Consider the following 23,809-nt stretch of genomic DNA (forward strand, 5'->3'; position numbering starts at 1 on the left):
TTATTAATTTTAGTGAACGTGTGCTGCACTAACATCGCCTGGTATACGCATGTTTTCTACCATATCTTGAATATGATCTGGCGCTGGTCCAGTCACTTTAAGTAAAACAAAAGCCACTGCAAAGTTAACTAAAGCACCAACCGCACCAAAAGCATTAGGCGAGATACCAAAGAACCAATTAGGACCCATATCACCTAAGAATGAAGTGCCTGGAATAAACATAATACCTTTATGTTGGAATACATACAGCATAGTTACACCAATACCTGCAATCATACCCGAAACAGCTGCAGTACCACTCATTTTCTTAGAGAATATACCCATCATTAATGCTGGGAAAATACTTGATGCTGCTAAACCAAAGGCTAAGGCAACAGTACCCGCGGCAAATCCAGGTGGATGTAAACCAAGGTAGCCTGAAACCAGTATCGCAATAGTCATTACAATACGCCCGGCCAATAACTCATTTTTCTCTGATAAATCAGGAGTTAAAACACCCTTCATTAAATCATGAGAGATTGAGGATGATATCGCAAGTAATAAACCGGCTGCGGTTGACAGTGCAGCAGCTAAACCACCTGCGGCTACCAAAGCAATTACCCAGTTTGGTAAATTAGCGATTGCTGGATTAGCTAGTACCATAATATCGTTATCAACAGTAACCATTTCATTTGTTACTTTATCGGCAGAATATTGAATTTTACCATCGCCATTCTTATCTTCAAATTTCAATAAACCTGTTTGCTCCCAATCTTTAAACCATTGTGGGCGTTCATCATAAACAAGGTTTTCACCTGCTGTAGGTTCAATAGTATTCATTAAGTTCAAACGAGCCATTGCGCCAACTGCTGGAGCTACAGTATAAAGTAAACCAATAAATATTAGTGCGTAACCTGCAGAAGAACGTGCCGCTTTAACTGAAGGAACAGTAAAGAAGCGCATAATTACATGAGGAAGACCCGCAGTACCAATCATAAGTGACATAGTGTAAGCGAACATATTTAATGTACCGCCTAAACTACTTGTTGTATATTCTTTAAAGCCTAAATCAGTTACCACCATGTCTAGCTTATCTAATAAGTAAACACCGCTACCATCAGCTAATGTACTACCTAAACCTAATTGTGGAATAGGATTACCTGTTAGTTGTAATGAAATAAATACAGCAGGAATCGTATAAGCAAAAATCATTACTACATATTGTGCAATTTGTGTATAAGTAATACCTTTCATACCACCAAGTACTGCATATACCCAAACAACAGCCATACCGATGCCTAAGCCTAAGCCGTAATCTACTTCTAAGAAGCGAGAGAAAGCTACACCAACACCCTTCATTTGACCAATAATGTAAGTCAACGAAGCAATAATTAAACAAACCACCGCAACAATACGTGCAGTTTTAGAATAATATCGATCGAAGATGAATTCCGGTACTGTGAATTTTCCATGCTTACGCATGTAAGGAGCAAGTAACATGGCTAGTAGTACATAGCCACCTGTCCAACCCATTAAGAAAACTGAACCACCATACCCCATGAAAGCAATCATACCTGCCATTGAAATAAATGACGCTGCACTCATCCAATCGGCACCAATTGCCATACCATTTTGCATCGGGCTGATACCGCCACCTGCTACGTAGAAGTCACTCGTTGAGCCTGCACGTGCCCACCAAGCGATGCCGAAATATAAGGCAAATGTGCCAAATACAGCAATATATGTATATAGTTTTAACTCTTCCATGCCTAACCCTCCGCCTGATATTTTTTATCAAGCTTATTCATTTTCACGCCATACCAAAAAATTAAGGCAAGAAATGAGTAAATAGAACCTTGCTGTGCAAACCAAAAACCAAGTTTGTACCCACCTAGACGAATTTCATTAAGCGGCTCTACCAGTAATAAACCTAACCCAAATGAAACTGCAAACCAGATTGCAAGACATATAAAGATTAGGCGAAGATTTTCCGACCAATAAGTTTCTTTATTCTCCACAATAGTCTCCTAGCGATGTTGTAGCCCTTATTTCACGTTAATGTGTATTTTTATAAGGCTTTTATTGTAATAATTTCAGTAAAAGTATGGATATAGATTTTAGTCAGTAGTCATTATTATTAATAAAGACAAAAATCCATATTCAACTTCAACTATCATCAAATCTAGCAAGCTTTCATTTTTTCGGGTATTAAACTTTAGTCTAAATCAATAATTTAGCTAATGAATTGGTATATCAACAACATACGTTGGTCAGTATTTTAGGGGCTTCAAGAGCGAATAATAGTACAAGTGCAACTTTAGTCTACATTGTCACTTCAATGGTTGACTAGCTACCAGCACCACTCTAAATTATCATGGTTACCTTGCGAATTAGACAAACGCTTTTACAATTTGCTTGGCTATATCAATGCTTAATCCTATCCAACAAGAGCGTATACAGGTAATCAATATGGACACTGAACTTTCTGAAATTTATAGCTTCATCCAAAGTATTCCGCCGTTTGACAGTTTGCCACAACCTGCTTTAGCGCGTTTAATTAGAGAACTAGCTATTAATTATGTACGAAAAGATGAGTTCCTTCCTCCAAAAGGCGTGAATGAAGCACGTCTGTATATTGTTCGTAAAGGTGCCTTAAGCTGCCTTTCCAGTAGTAACGAATTAATTTCACGCTTAGGTGAAGGCGATTTATGCACCGAATTTTGCAAACAGAAATTGCAACCGATAAGCAACACAGATGAAATTAGTGGAAACGAAAATAATACTCCGCTCTTAACAGAGCAGCGTGTAAAAACCGATGAAGATAGCTTAGTTTATAGTTTAGATGCTCAAATATTGAGAGACATAGGTGAAAAATATCCAAGTATTAGTGACTATTTTAACCACAATTCTGCTGAACGATTAAAGAAGAAAATGTCTAAAATCAATGAAGAAGCCATTATCTCCTCTACCTTAATGAATATGCCTGTAAGCAACTTCTATCACTCTCCTGTTGCAGGTATCGACGCTAGTCAAAGCATCCAACAAGCCGCCATACAAATGACAGAGCAAGGTTATACTTGCTTAGTGGTACTAGATAACAAAAGCTGCGTGGGGATAGTGACCGATAAAGACATACGTCGGCGCTGTGTTGCAGAAGGTTTACCCATTACAACAAGTATCGCTGAAATAATGACTCGAGAAATGAGTACTATTGATATAAAAAACAATGCTTACGATGCATTAATGACCATGACAGCGAAACATATACAACACTTACCAGTTACCAACCAAGGTGAAGTCGTGGGCATGGTAACGGTGACAGATTTAATGAATAATGAAGGTCATAATACGGTTAATTTCTCTAGCATTATTCATAAAGCTAAAAGTTTAGAACAGTTAATAGAAGTGAGTGCTTTACTACCTAAATTACAAATACGCTTAGCAAAATTAGGGGCCAGTGCTGATCATGTTGGCAAAAGTATTAGCGCTATTACTATGTCCTTTACCAAACGCCTTATTGAAATGGCCGAAGCAAAGCTTGGACCACCACCAGTTCCCTATGCATGGTTGGCTGCTGGCTCACAAGCACGACAAGAACAACTCGCCCATTCAGATCAAGACAACGCCATCATTATTTGCGACTCTATGAAGCCAAGCGATGACGCTTGGTTTGAAAGTTTGGCTCATTTTGTTTGTGATGGTTTAGCCGACTGTGGCTTTATTTACTGTCCGGGTTATATTATGGCAACCAATGACAAATGGCGACAACCGGTAAAAAATTGGCAAAAATACTTTGATGGTTGGATTGACACTCCCAGTCCAGAAGCCTTATTGAATTCAAGTGTCTTTTTTGACTTAGAAACAATTTGCGGTGATACAAGCTTACTTGACAATGTTCGCACTAATTTGCTTAAAAAAACACAAAATAGCAGTTTGTTTATTGCCCATTTATCTAAAAATGCATTAGCTTTACGTCCTCCTCTTGGCTTTTTTAGAGATTTTGTTCTAAAACAAAATGGCAAGCACAAAGCCACGTTAGATCTTAAACATAATGGCATTGCTCCTATTGTCGATCTTGCTCGTATTTATGCTCTATCTCAGGGTATTAGTGCTGTTAATACCATTGAGCGTATAAAACAAGCTGCAGGCTCAGCAGCTATAACTCGATCATCGGCAGACAACCTAATAGATGCATACGAATTTTTAGGAATATTACGTGTAAAACATCAAGCAAATCAATTAACAAAAGATATTGAACCTGATAATTACCTTTCACCGAAAGAGTTATCCAAATTAGAACGTGAGCACCTAAAAGACGCTTTTAAAGTTATTAAAACACTACAAGATTCAAGACAGGCAAACTTCTAATGCCAATAGGTGCGTTAATCAACTATATTTCAGGCTATGAAGCAAAACGGAAACGGTTATTAACAAAAGCGCCTGAAGGGCCGTTAAAAGACTTTTTATCAACCCCTTTTCCGTCATTAGAGACACCTATCCATGAGTTAGGGATTTTAGCTGTAGACTTCGAGACTACGGGGCTAGACGCGAAAAAAGATAAACTGCTTAGTATTGGATTCGTTGCAATGGAGCAAGAGCAAATAAAACTGAACTCCTGTTATCACCAAATCATAAACACAACAACAAGATTAAAAGAAAGTAATGTTATTATTCATCAAATTACCGATGACCAGAAAGAGCAAGGTCAGCCTTTGGAGCTTGTCGTTAAAAAGCTATTAACAGCATTAACAGGTAAAGTAATGTTAGTACATTTCGCTCGAATAGAGCGACAATTTTTACAACAAGCCTGCCTTGAACTTTATGGGTTAGCACCTGACTTCCCCATCATAGATACCTTAGTGATAGCTAAACGTAAATTAGATAAACGTGATGTATCGTATGACCCATCAGAGCTACGCTTATCAAACTTGCGTCAAAAATATCAATTGCCTGATCACCACGGGCACAATGCGCTTAATGATGCTATCGCTACGGCTGAATTGTTACTTGCACAGATTAATGACAACAGTAAAAATGCAACAGTACAGCTAAAAGACATCCTCTTATAGTTTTGTAATAAAAGCGGTGTAAACTACTCAAAGATTGACCGATATTTCACCAACATTTAGATTGACGCTAACGATTTTATGCGATATTTAAGCCATTGATAAAAATCACTTAGTCAGCATGGTCGGTATAAGTTACAATCAATTAATGATGATAACTTAGGCTTACCGCTGAGTTGATCTTATACACCCAATTTATCTTACGCAGCAAAATTCCATTTGAATTTTAAATGCTCTTCGATGGATATCACTAAAGGACCCACATGAACTCATTACTTAACGTTGGAAATACTGGCACTCCACTCACTATTCTAGAAAAATCCACTTATGCACAATGGCTAAAATCACAAAACCAGAGTGCTCAAAACTGGTTAGAAAAAACCAGCTATCAAGGTGAAGGCCTTGCGTTATTGCCAAGTTTCTCTGTTGGTACTGAAGGTTCATTATCCCAAGCTATTTTTGTCGTTGATGATGCCAGCCATTATTTTTCTTGTGGTAACTTAATCACTCAGCTGCCATCAGGCCAATACAAGCTAGAAGCTACACCAGAGCACCAACAAGCCATATGCTTTGCTTGGTTAATCGGCGCTTATCAATTTTCCTCATATAAAACAGATCATAAAGAAAAAAAACTGCCTAGCCTTACTGTCGAAGAACCAACATTAGTAAGTAATGCGATTAAATACGCTGAAGCCACAGCCTTAGTAAGAGATTTAGTAAATACTCCTGCTGCCGATATGATGCCTGAAAACCTTGGCGATACTGCGCAGTCATTAGTTGATAGCTTTGGTGGAAAGCTATCACAAATTATTGGCGATGATTTACTGACTCAAAATTATCCCACGATACATGCCGTAGGTCGAGCAAGCGCCAATCAACCACGTTTAATTGACTTCACATGGGGTAATAAGCAGCACCCACAAATTACACTAGTAGGTAAAGGTGTCTGTTTTGATAGTGGTGGCCTAGATTTAAAACCATCTGCTGGTATGCGTAATATGAAAAAAGATATGGGCGGTGCCGCACATGTTTTAGGCTTAGCACGCTTAATTATGTCTCATGATCTTCCTATTTATTTACGTGTCCTTATTCCTGCTGTCGAAAATGCAGTTTCTAGTAATGCCATGCGCCCTGGCGATGTTATTACCACTCGCAAAGGATTAACGGTTGAAATAGACAATACTGATGCTGAAGGGCGATTAGTACTTTGTGATGCTTTAGCTGAAGCAGAAAATGATAAGCCTGACTTAATTATTGATTTTGCTACCTTAACTGGTGCAATGCGTGTTGCTTTGGGTACTGAATTACCAGGATTTTTCTCAACAAACGACGAGATTGCAGAGGGTATAACCAACGCTGGCAGCAAAATCAGCGATCCTGTATGGCGTATGCCTTTGTACCAACCTTATAATGATTTATTTAAAAGTAGCATAGCTGACATGACCAACTGCTCTTCAGGTCCTTTTGGTGGCGCTATTACGGCTGCGTTATATTTACAAAAATTTATCAGTAAAGAAACTAATTGGGTACATTTTGACGTTATGGCCTTTAATGTTCGTCCCCTCTCGGGTCGTCCTCTAGGAGGTGAAGCCTTTGGTATTCGAGCTGTGTTTGACTATTTACAAATAAAATACAATTAACTATCAAGTAAAAATAGTGTGTTCACTAGCACTTATTCACACTATTTTTACTAAGCAATCCAGCAATATGACTTTAGCTCAATTTGATTAAATTTATTCCAACTAAAGTCCTATTGCTGAAAGTTATTCTTCTATTATATTCTGCTATGCTAAAAGAAATAGAGTCTTCTTAGTTACTTAAGGATAATAATAATGAATAATAAATTGATATCTGACATGCTATTAGCAATTTTGCTATCTCTATCTATCGGAACTATTCACTATTTGAGTGCCTATATATTTTCCTCCTTATTATTATCGACAATAGCCATTGCAAGTATCAGCTTTATATCACTATTCATTATCACCAAAAAAAGCCAACCTGCTTTAGATAACACCTCAACAGACACATCACAACACACCTCAAATCACTTCACAAATATTGGCGAAAAAATGGGAAGCCAAGTTAGTGAATTGGCAATCAACTCTGCCGAGATTAGCTTCTTTCTTACGAAATTAAGTGAAGCTATAGAAAAATCCAGTGACGATGTTGACCGTCTAGCCACCGCAGCTGAAGAAATGTCAATGAATAGCAAGCAAATACATGATAATGCTGAGCTCGCTTCACAACAAGCAAGCCAAGCCATGAATGCCAGTTCATCAAGTTCACAACAATTACATGATAATATTTCTGTTGTTAATTTACTTAGCGAATCAGTCAATAGCGCCTCAAGTAAAATTCAATCACTTGAACAAAAAGCACTTGAAATACAAAGTATTACTGATGTAATTGATGGTATATCTTCTCAAACAAATTTATTAGCATTAAATGCAGCAATTGAAGCCGCTAGAGCAGGAGATCAAGGTCGAGGGTTTGCTGTTGTAGCCGATGAAGTTAGAGCTTTAGCTGCTAAAACGGCTGATGCTACTCAGCAAATAGGCGAAATGCTCAAACAAATTAGTCAAGAAACGAATGAAACTACCACGGTTATGACTACAATTGTGAGTCAAACAGACAGTGTAGTTACTACCTTACAAGATTTGTCACAATCATTTACTGATATAGATAACTTAATGGCTGATTCATCCGCAGCTAGTAACCAAATTAGTCATGCACTCCAAGAACAAGATTTAGCCGCTGCCGAAATATCCACCTCTGTTGTGAGTTTACATGACTTTCTCGTTGATAAAAGCCGTGAGACTCAGCATATTTCAACACAAGCCCAAACACTGTCTAATAGTACGGAATCTATTTTCGTATATCTGTCAGAATTTGATAACGACACGCCAATCCATAACATGTGTAAGCAGGCTGAATTAGCAGCTCAAAAAGTCGGCGAACTTTTTGAACAAAGTATTGCCGCTAATAAAATATCACAGCAACAACTTTTTGACTTTAATTATAAACCTCTAGGTAATAGTGTTCCTGAAAAATTCACAACAAGTTTTGATAGCTTTACAGATCAATACCTACCTCAAATTCAAGAGCCCTTGTTGCAAGAATTCAGTGATATGATTTATGCCGGTGCCGTTGATATTAATGGCTATTTTCCAACGCATAACAAATGTTTCTCTAAGCCGCTAACCGGTAATCCTGAAACTGACATGGTTAATAATAGAACCAAACGATTATTTACCGACCCAACAGGCATACGTTGTGGCCAACACACCGACAAGTTTTTATTACAAACTTACAAACGTGACACTGGTGAAATCATGCATGATGTATCCGCGCCTATTTTTATAAATGGCAAACATTGGGGCGGCTTCAGAATCGGTTTTAAAGCAAAATAATAAATGGTATTTATTATTCTATCCAATGCACTTTACCACCGGTAAGTAACTATATTAATTGATAGCTCATAACATGCTTAGCATTAATGCTTGAGTTATCAAACCCAATCAAAATAGAAACACATACTGCTGTAATATAATTATCTTTACCGCAACAATAATTTATTTAATACTGATACGCTAGACTAAAGTATAAGGTTAAAAATCTTCTCTTTAGACTTATGTCTAATTTCTTTAAGTAGATATTAATTTTACCTTAAGACTCGAATGAACACTTAATCCATGCCATATCGGAAAGTAGAGACAAAAATCTATTTTTATAATAAAAATAATTAATACAACAAATAATATTGCCTTAGGCAGATAAAATGGGGAAGCATAATGTTTAAAATTCAAAAAAGTAAAACCTTGTTAGCAATAGGTCTTTTAACGATGGCGGGCGCTGCAAATGCAGGTTACACCTTCGATCTTTCTGACAATGATAAATTGACTTTTGGCGGTTATATTAAAGTTGATGCTCGCTACACCGATGGTGATGTTTCTCCAACAGATTATTGGTACGGTAGTGGCTCAGTCGCAGAAGGTGGCACCTCTAATTTTGGTATTGCAGTAAATGAAACTCGCTTTAATACTAAATATGTACATGGCGATGTTACCGGCTTTATTGAAATGGACTTTTATGGTGACGCCGTTTCAGGTGGTGGTAATGAAATAGTATCTAACTCATCAAATCCGCGTTTGCGCCATGCATTTATTCAATATAAAAACATATTAGTAGGTCAAACTTGGACAACGTTCCAAAACACTAGCTCTTTAGCTGAAGCCGCTGATTTCGGTGGACCACTCAATGCTTCTGCTTTCATCAGACAAGGTCAAATTCGTTATACCAACGGTGGTTTACAATTATCATTAGAAAATCCACATTCTGACAAAGGCGATAGCAGCCAAGATTCTATTCCTGACTTCATTGCTAAATATACTTTTAAAGGTGATTGGGGTAACGTTTCAGTGTCTGGTTTGGCACGTCAATTAAATACCGTAGGTGGTAGTACAGAATCTGCTTTAGGTTTCGGTATTGCCGGTCGCATTAAAACTGTTGGTAAAGATGATTTCCGTTTTCAAGTACATGGTGGTAACACTGGTCGTTACGTTGGTGTAGTTGCTGCTAGAGATTTAGTCGGCGAGAAAGCTGAAAAAACCACTTCATTTATGATGGCTTACCGTCATTTTTGGACTGACGATATGCGCTCAACAGTATTTTATGGCAGCACAGATGCCGATTTAGCTGATACTAAACGCAATCACGTGGCTGTTAACTTATTTAAAGATATCACTAAACAGCTTTCATTTGGTGCTGAAATTGGTAACTTTGAAATGGATGAAGTTGACAGAGATTCAACATACCTACAACTGTCAGCTAAATACGTTTTATAGCGCTTAACCACTAATAACTATATTAACTTGCGTTAATCAACCTCGAGTTGAGGTTGTTTTGAGGAAGCATTTGCTTCCTCTTTTTCAGAAAATAACAATCTTCAAAATCATCTCTCCAACTCTATTAATCAGTACTATAATTATCATGAAAATGACTGATATCGCTGCTATTTCTATGTAGATTAGATCTATAAAGGTCTATACTAAAACTTAATAGCTTTTCTATAAAAGAGGTTTCTATGCGACTTTTACGTAAATTTACTATCCAACAGCGCTTAATATTACTTATAGCCTTGGTTTTATCTGGTTTTATCATTCTAAGCTCAATTAGCTTATCTCAAGCATATCAATCATTATTAAAACAAAAATATAATACTAATCAGCAAGTTGTTGAAACTGCCTATGGTGTAGTAGAACATTTTCATCAACAACAAAACGATGGCTTATTAAATGAAGAACAAGCTAAAAAGCAAGCAATGGAAGTACTTAATAGCTTGAGATATGAAGACGGTAATTATTTTTGGATAAATGATTTTACACCTCGCATAATTATGCACCCGATAACACCTGCACTTAATGGCAAAGATGTTGGTACCACAAAAGATCCTGATGGAACTCTTCTATTTATTAATATGGTTAATATTGTGCGAGACAAAGGTGAAGGCTTTGTCCCTTACAAATGGCCGAAGCCTGGTATCGACCAGCCAGTAAATAAAATATCATTTGTTAAAGGATTCACGCCTTGGCAATGGATTATTGGCTCAGGTACCTATATTGATGATGTAGATACTATATTTGAAACTCAACGAAATTCATTACTGATTTATGTCTTCATCTTAATACTATTGATAACCCTTCTTGGTTATATTATCGGCAAAAGTATTATCACACCTACTCACGAAGCCTCTGACTTAATGAAAGATATTGCTGAAGGAGATGGCGACTTAACCCGCACGTTAGATGAAAAGGCACAAGATGAGATTTCACGTTTAGCACACTATTTTAATGAGTTTACGACTAAAATGCGTGATTCCCTTGCCGATGTAGCAAACAACGCTAATATTGTACTTAGCCGTGCTCAGTCAGTTGCAGATGCCAGCGAAAGCGCACAGTTATTAACACAAAACCAAAGTGATATAACTACACAAGTCGCAACGGCAATGGAGCAAATGACGTCACAAATACGTGATGTAAGTAATAATGCATCTGCTGCTGAAAATGCCGCCAATGACGCACAAAATAACACAAATCACGGGAAAGAAATCATTGCAAACACCATAACCCAAATGCAGTCTTTATCAACTAATATTGATGGTGTTTCACAAGTGGTAACTAGCCTTGCGGCTGAAAGTGACAATATTGGTTCGGTACTTGATGTAATTCGCGGTATTGCCGAGCAAACCAATTTATTAGCACTCAATGCTGCTATTGAAGCAGCTAGAGCCGGAGAACAAGGTCGTGGCTTTGCTGTCGTTGCTGATGAAGTACGAACACTTGCGAATAGAACAGAACAAAGTACTAATGAAATTCAGCAAATGATTCAAAAGTTGCAGGCAGGTGCACAAGAAGCAGTAGCTGCAGTACAAGTTAGCCAAGACATTTCTAACCAAACTGTAGAACAAACGAGTAAAGCTAATGATGCTTTATCTGAAATAGATAAACTAATGGAACTTATTTCAGAAATGAATACTCAAATAGCACGTGCAACAGAGCAACAAACTCAAGCCGCTGATGAAGTCAATTTACGTATTAATGATTTAGCCGGAATGACAGATGAATCGCTAGCAACATCAGAGTCACTTTTAGATGCTAGTTCGGAGCTAAGAGCCAGTAGCCATAGCATGTCAGAGGTAGTTGGACGATTTAAGTTCTAATTGATACAAGATAAATAATAAATCGGTAAAATAAAAAAAACCAGTACTTACAAATTGTAAGTACTGGTAAAACCATCAAAAATTTTTAATCGACTGACCCAAAGGAATAAGTTGAATCAAGGTGCAAAGAAGAAACTTGATGATTATGTGTCCTGAAGCATAACCACCAAGCTACTGCCTTACTCCATTAGTTAAAGCGCCTGAGAGAGCATTCATTTGCCTCAACCAATATAGAAATGATAATGATTTGCATTTACATTGTCAACTATTATTTTCATTTATTTTAAATTTTTTTAGGCGCGAAAATATTGAATGGCAATAATCCATTCTTAGTAATGTTATCTTTACTCGATTTTTGGGGGAATAGTTGCAACGCTAACAGCGTCAAAAAGGTATTAAGCCACTTAAAGATTATTCTAAATGGCTTAATTAGATAACTAAATTCAGGACAAATTTACTTTTTCAATTTGGCAAAAGCATCGGCAAAAGCATTACCCATTACAGCGTTTTCTACTTTTTGACTTTTAGGCTTATGTTGCTTTCTTGGCGCAGCTTCTTGAGACTTGTTACTTTTAGGCTTATATTGACTACTTGTCTTTTCATGCTTTGCCTGAGAACTACCATCGCTCTTACTGACACTATCATCTAAACGCATAGTTAAGCTAATACGCTTGCGAGCAGCATCAACCTCCACGACTTTAACTTTAACTATTTCACCAGCTTTGATGATTTCTCGTGGATCACTAATAAATTTATCAGTAATTGCCGAAATATGTACTAAACCATCTTGATGCACACCTACGTCAACAAATGCACCAAAATTAGCAACGTTGGAAACAACCCCTTCAAGCACCATACCAACTTCTAAGTCAGTTATGTTATTAACACCATCAACAAAAGTCGCTGTTTTAAATTCAGGTCTTGGATCTCTGTTTGGCTTGACTAACTCTTTAATAATTTCTTTAATCGTCACTTCACCAAATTGCTCAGTTACTAATTCACTGATATTAACTTTCTGTAATTGCTCTGCGCTATTAAGTAAATTGGCACTATCAATATTAAGCTGCTTAATAATGCTTTCTACAATAGGGTAAGTTTCTGGATGAACAGCACACTGGTCAAGTGGATTGTCACCACCACTAATACGTAAAAATCCAGCCGCTTGTTCAAAAGCTTTTGGCCCTAAACGAGCGACTTTCTTTAATTGTTTTCTATTACTAAAAGCGCCCTGTTCATCACGAAACTGTACAATATTATTCGCCATCGTTTTATTTAAGCCAGCAACGCGAGTTAACAATGCCACAGATGCTGAATTTAAATCAACACCAACAGCATTTACACAATCTTCTACAACATCATCCAAACTTTTACTTAACTGGCTTTGACTCACATCATGCTGATATTGACCTACACCAATAGCTTTTGGGTCAATCTTAACTAGTTCAGCTAAGGGATCTTGTAAACGTCTTGCGATAGACACTGCGCCACGTATTGAAACATCAAGGTCTGGAAATTCTTTCGCGGCAAATTCAGAGGCAGAATAAACCGACGCCCCGGCTTCGCTTACTATCATTTTTTTCGGTTTCGCTAATCCCGTAGTAGAGTCAAATTGCGCAATAACATCACTAACTAATTTATCACTCTCACGGGATCCAGTGCCATTACCAATAGCAATTAATTCAACCTTATGTTGACGACATATATTAACCAAAGTACGTACTGATTTATCCCAATGATTTTGTGGAGCGTGAGGAAAAATAGTGGTGGTATGTAGTAATTTACCCGTGGCATCTACAATGGCAATTTTACAACCTGTACGTAAACCGGGATCTAATCCTAGTGTTACTTTCGCCCCTGCAGGTGCTGCCATTAATAAGTCTGATAAATTTTCGGCAAACACTTTAATTGCCTGTTGCTCAGCTTGCTCACGTAACTGTGTTAAAATTTCATTACTTAAACTAACGCTCAACTTACTTTTCCACGCTAAACGCACAGTACTGGTTAAAAAGCTAGCCGCTTTTTGCTGTGTTAAACGCAATGTTAAATGATCATTAATAACTTGTTCAGCACTGGAAACTGCATTTTTTTCCTGACTAGGATCAACATCAATTTTTAACTGCAAAAAACCCTCATTACGGCCACGCAACATTGCAAGCATACGATGTGAAGGGACTGTTTTTAATTTTTCACTATGGTCGAAATAATCTCTAAACTTAGTACCTTCTTTTTCTTTACCTTTCACAACTTTACTTGTTAAATGCGCTTGCTTAAGGATATGGCTACGTAGTTTTTGTAATAGGTTAGCGTCTTCACTAAAACGCTCGGCTAAAATAGCACTAGCGCCCGCCAAAATCGCTTCAACATCATCAAAACCAGCATTCTTGATAGCGACCTTACCTAAGTAAGCATGCGCTTCTTGTTCAGGATCTAACTGCCAATTATTAAAAAGACTAGTCGCTAATGGCTCAATGCCTGCTTCAATAGCAATTTGCCCTTTGGTGCGACGCTTAGGCTTGTAAGGTAAATATAAATCTTCTAATCGGGTTTTATTATCAGCACTGTTAATCTGTGTAGCTAATTCTGCAGTCAATTTATCCTGCTGTTTTATGCTGGTTAAAATAACTTGGCGTCGAGCTTCTAAATCACGAAGGTAAACCAATCGAGTTGCGAGTTCACGCAAGTGATTATCATCTAAACCTTCGGTAGCCTCTTTTCTATAACGAGCAATAAAAGGTACGGTTGCCCCATCATCTAATAAGTTAATAGCGGCATTAATTTGAGAGGTTTTAACTTTAAGTTCTTGAGCAATTTGCTCACTGATTTGCTCGGCAATAGCTGACATTGATTTACAGTTCCAACGTTAAATAAATAAGTATTTTCCAATAATGGCAAATCATACCAGAAAGTCGCTTTGTCGAATAACTACTAAATATGCATTTAACTACTTTTGAACAAAATATAAGTGTATCAAAAAGAGTATGTAGCACTATGGTGCTAAATATTAAATAACCTATACCAGTTAATATGCTGAGTAATAAACACTTTAAAATGACAAGAATCACCTTGGTTTCCTTCGTTTTCGGTATATGGACATACCAATTTTTTACTCGTGATATTTACTCATGGTTTAATGAGTCAAGCAGAAGGCGAACAATTAGCAGAAAAATTCTCAAAAAAATATCATATAAAAACTATGTTTGACAAGGCGAATCTCATGGACTCTCATGAAATTTCAGCTTTTATACATAATGCTTTAGAGGTTATGGGTTCAATTGATATTTTAATTAACAATGCTGGTATTCAGCATACTGAAAGCATAGCTACCTTTCCTGAAGATAAATGGAATGCTATTATCGCAATTAATTTAACCGCTGCATTTCATACTATTCAACAGTCATTACCTAACATGAAAAATAATGGCTGGGGCCGTATAATTAATATTGCTTCAGTTCATGGTTTAGTTGCATCATTGAATAAATCAGCTTACGTAGCAGCTAAGCACGGTATTGTCGGTTTAACAAAAGCAGTAGCACTCGAGTGCGCTGAACAAGGTATTACTGTCAATGCTATTTGTCCAGGATGGGTCGATACCCCATTAATTAATAACCAAATTAATGAAATAGCACAGAAACAAGATGTTGAATTTGAACAAGCTAAATATAATTTAGTCACGGCAAAGCAACCATTACCTGAAATGATGGATCCTCGCCAAATTGGTGAATTTATTTTATTCTTATGTAGTAATAGTGCTCGCAGTATAACAGGCTCATCTTTACCGATGGATGGTGCTTGGACTGCACAATAATGTAAAGAGAATTGAAGATGACAATAACTAAAGGTGAAAAAATACGTCGACAAGTAATGGGCGAGGAATTTGTTGATCGGGCTTTAAATAATGCTGATGAGTTCACTCAACCTATGCAAGATTTTATTAATGATCATGGTTGGGGGTCAACTTGGCAACGAAGCGGTATAGACCTTAAAACCCGCAGTTTAGTTACCATTGCCATGCTTGCCGCCTTAAGAACACCACAAGAATTAAAAGGTCATATTCGAGGCGCGCTAAATAACGGTGCGACAATGGAAGAAATACGTGAAGTAATTCTTCATAGTGCCGTATATTGCGGTGCTCCTGCAGCACAAGAAGCCTTTCGAGCGGCCAAAGAAATACTCAACAACCACTAGATCAACTTTACTAAGGCATATCATTGTTATGACTAATAACTTCTTTTTGAGTATTTTACCGACACCATTAGGCGACCTTGCCATTTTTTCCGATCATGATGCTATTTATCGGGTTAAATTTACCGATCGCGTTAAAGATATTGAATTAATGAATACCGATATTTATCAAGAAAACGAAATAACACTATTAGCCAAAAAACAGCTCTCTCAATATTTTGACGGTAAAAGAAGTACATTTAACTTACCTTTAGCCCCTCAAGGAACGTCATTTAGACAACAAGCCTGGCAGGCGTTACAAAAGATCCCCTATGGCGAAACTCGTTATTACAGTGAACAAGCCGAATTAATGGATAATATTAAAGCAGTGCGAGCCGTTGGTGCTGCCAATGGTGCGAACCCTATTTCTATTATTATTCCTTGCCATCGCGTGATAGGTAAAGATGGCAGCTTAACCGGTTATGCCGGAGGCTTAGAAAGAAAAGCTTGGTTGTTAAATTTAGAACAAAAGGAAGTACAAAACAAACAAGAGTTTGAATTAAAGTAGTCTTCACTACATTATGACTTTATACAAAAAAACACCAATCATGATGATTGATGTTTTTATTTTAATGGCAGACTTTTAAACAAAGCCGTACCATTGTTTGCTAAAACCATTTTGATGTGAATGCTACTTATCCGAAAGGATAAAGATTTACACCTTGAACAACACGATTCACTTCACCAGTAGGGCAAGGATTGTCTGGGGTGAAATTTAAAGATAATGATTTATAGAACGACAGTATTTGGCAAATAACAATATAAGGTAGCCCAAGCCATACATCACTAAGATCGTCAGGCACTTCTGGTAAAAGGCCCTTTAATGTAACCACTTTCATCGCAATAGCATTGGCAGTTAACTCATTGACCATATCATTATCATAATGACTAATATATTCATCATTTGAGTCAAGCATTATGATGATACTCTTCTCATCAACGTTCGATTTCGGTCCGTGTCGAAAACCCAAAGAACTTTCACAAAAACAACCTATTTTACCGGCAGTTAATTCTAAATATTTTAACGATGCTTCTTTTGCCATTCCAGAAAGTGCTGCAGAGCCTAAGAAAATTTGTTTGGTATTATTCAGCTGACTAATGTCTTGTATTGTTGGGCACAATGTTTCAATCACATGTTGTGCTGCGTCAATAGCAAAAGCTAACTGCTTATCATCTGCAGCAAAAATAGCGAGTGTCGCAACATACATTGAAGTAAAACTACTGGTCATTGCAAAACTTTGATCAAGTGATTGGCTTGGCATTAAAACACTGAATGCTTTTTCAGACTCATTGGCATACCTAGCAAGACTGCCATCTTCATTACACGTGATGACCAAATGGTAACAATCATCAAGTACTTGATCTGCTAGTTTAATCGCAGCAACACTTTCAGGGCTATCACCTGAACGCCCATATGATACTAGTAACGTAGGAATACTGCTAATGAGGTACTGATCAGGACTTGATACAATATCCGTAGTACTTACAGCCTCAACTAAACGGTTACATGCTTTCGTTAAATGCGGTGCTAATGCCTCACCAACATAGGCAGATGTACCGGCACCCGTTAGAATGATACGTAAATTTTCTTTTGCCAAAACACTTTCTAACCAAGGTGCTAATTCATCATTATTACGTACTAAATCACGGGTAATTGACCAACACTCAGGTTGTTGTGTTATTTCTTTTGCCGTCCAAAAAGCATTGTTTTTCTTTAAGCTCTCGGTAGATATTGATAAGTACTCATTCATTATTTTTTTACTCTTGATGTTGTTTGAAAGTGACATGCATCCGCATATATTTTAGTCACTTGCATAATATTATTTAACACTAAAGCTTTAGGTGAATTATTAAGCTTGCCAGCTATTACAGCATCATATTGCTTTGGCATAAATTGACTCAATAAAGGCAATGGAATCTCAATGCCTTTAAGGTTTTCAAATAACTTATCTATTGCTTTCTCAATGACTTCATTATTCCAATAATAGCGAATACGATCACTAAAACTATAACGTCTATAAGTTGCTAAATTGTTTTGGTCATGTGGATAAAATTTATCCCAGCCATTTGGATTCTCTAACATAACGGTTTCACAAACTTCACGTAGATTTGATAGTGAAACATTATCTACTAACTCTTGCTCAATAAAACTTAATGCAAAAAGCGATTCTCGAAGAGCAAAAGTAAGTTGAGGTCCCACTTTTAAAATAGCAAAATGATCTTGCACTAATGCTTTATATGCTTCAGGAGGTTGATAATCTGTAGAGTGTGCTTCAAATACCAGCCTTGGCATGCTAGCCCCAAAACTTTTTAATGGTTTAGCTTTTTCTGCGTCATATTTAAAGACAGTAAAGTTATCAAACTCTACACCGGGTTGAACAACTAACCCAATCACTCGTGTCCAAGCGTCATTTAAGCCTTTTGCTAAAAACTCAGCTTCATGAACACTAATTGTTTCTTTAACATTACTTACAGGGGTAACTTCTAAGGTATCGATTTCTTCTTTAGCACCGCCTGGTGGAGGTACTTCAGTACCCACAATATATAAAATATCTGATTTACCAAATTCACGTATCGCTGTTTCTTCAGCTACTTTACAAAGTATCGCAGCTCGCTTAGCAACTGTCTCATCTGAAAGAGGTGCTAAGTCATCCACACATTGCATGCTGGTGTCTAAATGAATTTTTTTAAAACCAGCAGCAACATAACTTTCGATCAATTGCTTTGATTTTTCCATCGCATCAGTTGCTGTATCACTAGTCCAACAAGTTGGCCCTAAATGATCGCCACCAAAAATGATGTTAGCTATCGGAAATTTAACCTTTTCAGCGATTTTTTTTACAAAAACGGTAAAGTCAGCAGGCTTCATATTGGTGTAGCCACCAAATTGATTAACCTGATTTGCTGTCGCTTCTATAAGCACAGGAGAATTATCTTCAACGCCCTGAAGCAATGCTGCTTCTATTACTGTCGGATGAGCGCTACATACAGAATAAATACCACGTGGAATACCATTCTTGTTGTCTGTCATTATCTGTGTTATTTCATTCATAAAAAGCCTTAAGGTAAACTAGAAATCCAATAATCATTTATTAAAAAGTGAAATCTAACATTGTTTACACATCTTTTCAAATGCTTTTGTTTTTTTATCTATTTATTTACATTTACTTTATTAACCACGCAAGAAACTTAACTAATTTCCTATTGAGCTAGGCATGTTGAGTTTTATTGCAATAAACAATATTAAAATATAAATAAATCATTATTTAACAAAAAATACCCTATATATTCATTAGGTTAATATAAGCTAATGGTTACTAGCTTAACTATAATTTCACCAACAACCTAGGTATTTTTATGACTCATCAAAAGCCAAGAAATACGCTGAAATCAACGCAATCAACATACCAATCCCCACAACAAGTGTTGGTAATACCGAAAGCATTATTAATGAAAGGATACTGGTAATAATAGGCGGCAAGCAATTCACAAGAGGGCTAACAACAATCGCTTTTCCATATCGAAAAGCGAATACTAAAAATAATGCTCCAAAAGAGTTTAATAAACCAATAGTAAAAGCTAATCCAGCCCCATCCCAATGCCAATTAGCGGCCATTGGCGTATCAACCATTAACCACGCAACCGGGCAAAGCAGTAAACTAGTAAGTGCCATATAAAAGAAAATGCTTTCGGCTTCTATTTTTTCATTAGCATACTTTATAAAGTAACCTTGAACCCCCCAAGCAAGAAAAACTAATAATGCAAAGATCAACCAACCAGAATGTTCTCCACCCGCTCCTGCTTCAGAGTAATTTAAGAATGGCACAGCAATTATTGCTAGCGCAATACCAAGCCAGCCTTTTACTCCTGCTCTTTCTTTTAGAAAAATCAGCGACATAATAATAGTGACAACAGGTGCTAAAGCAATTATTGGAAAGATTAAATACGCAGGACCATTGGCAATTGCACCTGAATATAAAATGAGCTGTCCTACACCGCCGAGTAAGCCAATAATACTGCCAAATATTATTGAAAACTTTCCTGTATTTAATTTCCAATCCACACTTTTTAATGCAAAAAACGCTGGTACTATCATGGATAAAGCCCACATTATAAAACCAAGCTCTGCAGGAAAATTATTCTGCTCAGGAATAGAAATCAATGCTCCCCATGTTCCCCATAGCGTTATAGTGATTATTGAAAACGTCAACCAGCTATACTTACTATTTTTTGTTTTTAATACACCTACGTGCTTTCCTTTATCAACATCAGTTGTACTCATTATTTACCTCTTATTATGAATTATGTAAAATTTTCAAAATAAGTTAATTATTTTTAACAAAAATGATAACCCATTCTTTTAACTTATATTTTACTTACTTTCTATTTAACCAACCTAATGTATAACGGCTTGAAGCATTATCGTTATGCATTAGTGGGCTTAACTCGATAACCAATGCCATTTAAATACCTTGTTATACGCTTCATTATTTACTGATTATTTCATACTACATCACCCTACGACTTATGACAACAAACGAAAGCTTCATATATTATTGTTAGTTAAAAAATGAAAGGTAACGAGGCTTGAATAAATTAGAGACAATACTGTATTACTTCTCCTTCTTATAAAGCTTCTAGCAGCAAATGTTATTTCACTATTAAAAATATTATAGTGATAAGTATTCATTATAACTTTGACATGACCCCAGCTATTCAAGTAATAAAGAGATCCCCCCCCAAAAAAACGTAAATAAAGAAAACTAAAAACAGACACTATGAAGGAACTTGAAAGATACATTCTCTTTTGTTACTGTTTTAATGTTACAAATAAAACAAAAAAAACATTGAATTAAAATAAATATTAAGGCATGAAGTCATGAAGGATATATTTGTAAAGAATGCGTTAACAGTAGCAATTGGCCTGTTTTTTTGTACGAATACCGCTTATTCAGCTGAAAATCAAAAACAGTCTGAAAGCGATATGGAAGTAATTACAGTTACTTCTTCTCAATCAGGTTTAATAAAAGCATTAGATTATAAGCGTGATGCTGATTCTATAATGGATGGAATTACCGCAAGTGAATTAGGTGCATTCCCTGATGCTAACGTTGCTGACTCATTATCGCACATAACCGGTGTTACCATCGATAGAACCAGTGGTGGTGAGGGTAAAGGCGTTAATATTCGAGGTTTAGGGCCCGAATTTAGTATTGTTACGATTAATGAACGCATTATGGCAACTGACTCAAGTGGTCGTGAATTTGCTTTTGATGTATTGCCAGCAGAAGTTATTTCAGAGGCTTGGGTTTTAAAGTCGAGCAAAGCTTCACAATTAGAAGGCAGTATTGGTGGTGCAGTCAACCTTGTTACCGCACGACCTTTTGACAATCTAGGCACACATGGATCGGCTTCTTTCACAGGCCAGTATGGCGATCAAGCTGAAAAATATGGTTATAAAATGACCGGTGTAGGCTCGCACACCTTTGCTGACGACACCATGGGAATTTTATTCTCTGCCCTTTATAGTAGAACACCTACACGAACAGATTCATTATCAGATAATAACTTTAATGCCGCATCAGCAGATAACTGGAACTGGGATCGTAATGGTGATGGCGACACGAATGATGCAGCAGATAGAGAATTAGTTTTTCCCGGCACTATCGCTTACACAGCATACGAAGAAAATAAAGAACGGACAGCTATTTCAGCAGCTTTTCAATATCGCCCTAATGATGACTTAGATATTGTAGTTGACGCCCTGTTCACTCGCTTAGATACACCGGTGAAAGGCTATACAGAGTCTTATTATTTTCCCGACTCTTCAAATTGGAGAGATGTAGAATACGGAGGACCAACAACTGAATTAAATCCTGACGGTATTTTAATTACAGGGTTAACCGTTGATAACTTAGTGCCACAATTAGTGACTTTAGAAGAACATCGTGTGGTTGACACTTTAAACTTAGGCCTCAACGCTAAATATAACTTAACAAAAAACTCAGTACTTAGCGGTGACTTATATTTATCAAATGCAAAACGTGAAGCAGGTGGTAAGGATAGATTTGTTGTTTCAGTTCCTTTAGCATCCGTTGCTGGTTCAACAACATCCAGAGTGACATTAGCACCAGGAGAGCTTCCCAGTATTGATCTCAATTTCATTGATAATACAGCAGGCATTAGTGAAGTTAGTGATTTAGTAGAGAATAGCCAATTTGGTCCTCATTTCACCAAACTAGAAGGAGTTGACATAGAAGATGAAGTGATTGGTGCCTCACTTAAATATGATCTCTTTTTAGATATGCCTATTGTTAATAATATTCATACCGGTATTGTTTATAATAAACGTACAAAAGAACGTACACAACTTGATAACGTTTCTTCTATGTCTTTATATAGCGGTGCTCCATTTTCATGGTCAGATGTGGGTGTTGATGTTGTTCAAGCTTTTCCTTTCGATAACTTCTTAGACAATGTAGGTGGTGATTTCCCTCGAGAGTTTGCTATTTTTGATGTTGAACAAGCTTTCAATGGCGTTAGGGCCGCTGATGGCAATCCAAATATCATAGATCCTGTCACAGGCGTACCTTATGTGGATGATTATTCAGACGCACTTTTTCCTACATGGAATTCAGATTTGTCTGGTGCAGTTGCAGAAGAAACGATTGCTCTTTACCTAGAAGCTGATTTTAGTCATGAATTCGATTCAGTAAACGTTTCAGGTAATATTGGGCTTCGCTACGTTCAAACTGAAACTACCTCAACAGGTTGGGATTGGCCAATTGCTTATATTGATCAATCACCCGCCGATATATGGACACATATCGTTGTCCATGGTGAGAGAACACCTATTTCAATTAGTAATGACTATAGTGAATTATTACCATCAGTTAATTTGCAATTCGAATTTTCTGATGAATTAATTGTGCGTTTTTCTTACGCAGAAGTAATGGCAAGAGCAGAAATTGATAAACTGTCAACACAAATAGATACATCCCCTTCCACTTGGGGCGAATACACCATTAACAAGCTTGGTAACCCTGACTTAACACCTGTTACGGCTGAACAAGTCGATGTCTCTATTGAATGGTATTATCAAAAAGGCTCATCGCTATCAGCGGCACTATTTTACAAAGATATCGATGGTTTCGTTCAAGGAGGGCAAGATGTTTACGTCAACAACAGAGAAGATGCGCCAGTTTACAGTGTAAATAACCCTCGACCATGGGATCCTCAAGGTTTTGAAGATGTCGTATTTGGGGTAAATCAACCGCTAAATTTAGACCAAGCTAAAGTATTAGGTTATGAATTTGCCATGCAACACTTTTTTGAGTCTGGCTTTGGCGTTGTCGCCAATTATACCTATATTGATACAGAGTCTATTGTAGATGGTTATGTTATTGGCGTATTAGCCGGAATTCCTGACACAGCGTATTCACTTAGCTTAATGTATAATAACGACTACATGAGTTTAAGCTTATCCGCTGATCACACCGAAAGCTTTGTAACCTCTCATTGGTCATCATTAAATGCTCCTAATGCTGACGGTATAACTGAAAGTACGTATAAAGCGATTGCAACAGCTTCTACTTGGGCATCAGCCTCTGCGACCTTCTATATATCTGAAGGCTTAGAGACTTTTGTTCAAATTGATAATCTTTTAGATGATGGCTGGCAAGGATACAACGGCTCAACAAGCTTAACAGGCTCTGGTGGCTACTCTGAATGGGGCCGGAGTTATAGTGTAGGCATTAGATATAAGTTTTAAGACCTAAAAAATAAAAAGGAGCTGATATGAAAATATTAGCTCCTTTATATT

16 protein-coding genes are annotated in these 23,809 nt (G+C 37.0%); 10 read left to right on the plus strand and 6 right to left on the minus strand.

Features of this window, described 5'->3' with window-relative positions:
• Positions 1-9: 9 nt before the first annotated feature.
• On the minus strand, positions 10-1,746 hold the full coding sequence (locus Q4496_RS02275; RefSeq protein ID WP_215971785.1) for a sodium:solute symporter family protein: 1,737 nt from the start codon (positions 1,744-1,746) through the stop codon (positions 10-12).
• Between the two features lie 2 nt (positions 1,747-1,748).
• Positions 1,749-1,997 (minus strand): DUF4212 domain-containing protein, encoded by a 249-nt coding sequence (locus Q4496_RS02280; protein ID WP_159822165.1) that lies wholly within the window; start codon positions 1,995-1,997, stop codon positions 1,749-1,751.
• 451 nt (positions 1,998-2,448) lie between these two features.
• Here Q4496_RS02280 and Q4496_RS02285 point away from each other — a divergent pair, with 451 nt between their 5' ends.
• From Q4496_RS02285 to Q4496_RS02310, 6 genes are all read left to right on the plus strand, one after another.
• Positions 2,449-4,347, plus strand: coding sequence for a putative nucleotidyltransferase substrate binding domain-containing protein (locus Q4496_RS02285; protein ID WP_303609866.1), 1,899 nt, complete (start codon positions 2,449-2,451; stop codon positions 4,345-4,347).
• Complete coding sequence (locus Q4496_RS02290; protein ID WP_303609867.1) at positions 4,347-5,048, plus strand: exonuclease domain-containing protein; 702 nt, start codon at positions 4,347-4,349, stop codon at positions 5,046-5,048. The genes Q4496_RS02285 and Q4496_RS02290 overlap by 1 nt, the downstream gene beginning before the upstream one ends.
• Positions 5,049-5,308: 260 nt before the next feature.
• Positions 5,309-6,685, plus strand: a complete 1,377-nt coding sequence (locus Q4496_RS02295) for a M17 family metallopeptidase (protein ID WP_303601140.1) — start codon at positions 5,309-5,311, stop codon at positions 6,683-6,685.
• Positions 6,686-6,877: 192 nt separating this feature from the next.
• Positions 6,878-8,458 (plus strand): methyl-accepting chemotaxis protein, encoded by a 1,581-nt coding sequence (locus Q4496_RS02300; RefSeq protein ID WP_215971781.1) that lies wholly within the window; start codon positions 6,878-6,880, stop codon positions 8,456-8,458.
• A gap of 381 nt (positions 8,459-8,839) precedes the next feature.
• Positions 8,840-9,892, plus strand: coding sequence for a DcaP family trimeric outer membrane transporter (locus Q4496_RS02305; protein ID WP_215971780.1), 1,053 nt, complete (start codon positions 8,840-8,842; stop codon positions 9,890-9,892).
• Positions 9,893-10,131: 239 nt separating this feature from the next.
• On the plus strand, positions 10,132-11,766 hold the full coding sequence (locus tag Q4496_RS02310; RefSeq protein ID WP_215971779.1) for a methyl-accepting chemotaxis protein: 1,635 nt from the start codon (positions 10,132-10,134) through the stop codon (positions 11,764-11,766).
• A gap of 454 nt (positions 11,767-12,220) precedes the next feature.
• Here the strand turns inward: Q4496_RS02310 and Q4496_RS02315 are convergent, their stop codons facing one another.
• Positions 12,221-14,608, minus strand: coding sequence for a Tex family protein (locus tag Q4496_RS02315; RefSeq protein ID WP_303609868.1), 2,388 nt, complete (start codon positions 14,606-14,608; stop codon positions 12,221-12,223).
• A 288-nt stretch (positions 14,609-14,896) separates the two neighbouring features.
• On the opposite strand from Q4496_RS02315, the gene Q4496_RS02320 reads away from it, so the two are divergent.
• Genes Q4496_RS02320 through Q4496_RS02330 form a run of 3 tightly spaced genes read left to right on the plus strand, consistent with a single transcriptional unit; the run spans position 14,897 to position 16,495 of the window.
• Positions 14,897-15,571 (plus strand): 3-hydroxybutyrate dehydrogenase, encoded by a 675-nt coding sequence (locus tag Q4496_RS02320; RefSeq protein WP_303609869.1) that lies wholly within the window; start codon positions 14,897-14,899, stop codon positions 15,569-15,571.
• 17 nt (positions 15,572-15,588) lie between these two features.
• A complete protein-coding gene (locus Q4496_RS02325) occupies positions 15,589-15,951 on the plus strand; it encodes a carboxymuconolactone decarboxylase family protein (RefSeq protein WP_215971777.1) in 363 nt (120 codons plus the stop codon).
• Positions 15,952-15,979: 28 nt separating this feature from the next.
• Positions 15,980-16,495 carry a methylated-DNA--[protein]-cysteine S-methyltransferase gene (locus Q4496_RS02330; RefSeq protein ID WP_303609870.1) on the plus strand — a complete coding sequence of 172 codons (516 nt, stop codon included), beginning with the start codon at positions 15,980-15,982 and terminating at the stop codon, positions 16,493-16,495.
• A 127-nt stretch (positions 16,496-16,622) separates the two neighbouring features.
• Here Q4496_RS02330 and Q4496_RS02335 read toward each other — a convergent pair whose 3' ends face one another.
• The 3 genes from Q4496_RS02335 to Q4496_RS02345 form a co-directional block, all read right to left on the minus strand.
• Positions 16,623-17,738: an SIS domain-containing protein gene (locus Q4496_RS02335; RefSeq protein WP_303609871.1), complete on the minus strand. Its 1,116-nt coding sequence runs from the start codon at positions 17,736-17,738 to the stop codon at positions 16,623-16,625.
• Positions 17,738-19,039 (minus strand): D-tagatose-bisphosphate aldolase, class II, non-catalytic subunit, encoded by a 1,302-nt coding sequence (locus Q4496_RS02340; RefSeq protein WP_215971774.1) that lies wholly within the window; start codon positions 19,037-19,039, stop codon positions 17,738-17,740. The genes Q4496_RS02335 and Q4496_RS02340 overlap by 1 nt, the downstream gene beginning before the upstream one ends.
• Positions 19,040-19,342: 303 nt before the next feature.
• Positions 19,343-20,269, minus strand: coding sequence for a DMT family transporter (locus Q4496_RS02345; protein WP_215971773.1), 927 nt, complete (start codon positions 20,267-20,269; stop codon positions 19,343-19,345).
• 597 nt (positions 20,270-20,866) lie between these two features.
• Between Q4496_RS02345 and Q4496_RS02350 the strand changes: the two genes are divergently transcribed.
• Positions 20,867-23,758, plus strand: a complete 2,892-nt coding sequence (locus Q4496_RS02350; protein WP_303609872.1) for a TonB-dependent receptor — start codon at positions 20,867-20,869, stop codon at positions 23,756-23,758.
• Positions 23,759-23,809: the final 51 nt, after the last annotated feature.

The sequence above is a fragment of the Colwellia sp. 5_MG-2023 genome, assembly GCF_030547795.1.
Lineage (GTDB): Bacteria > Pseudomonadota > Gammaproteobacteria > Enterobacterales > Alteromonadaceae > Colwellia.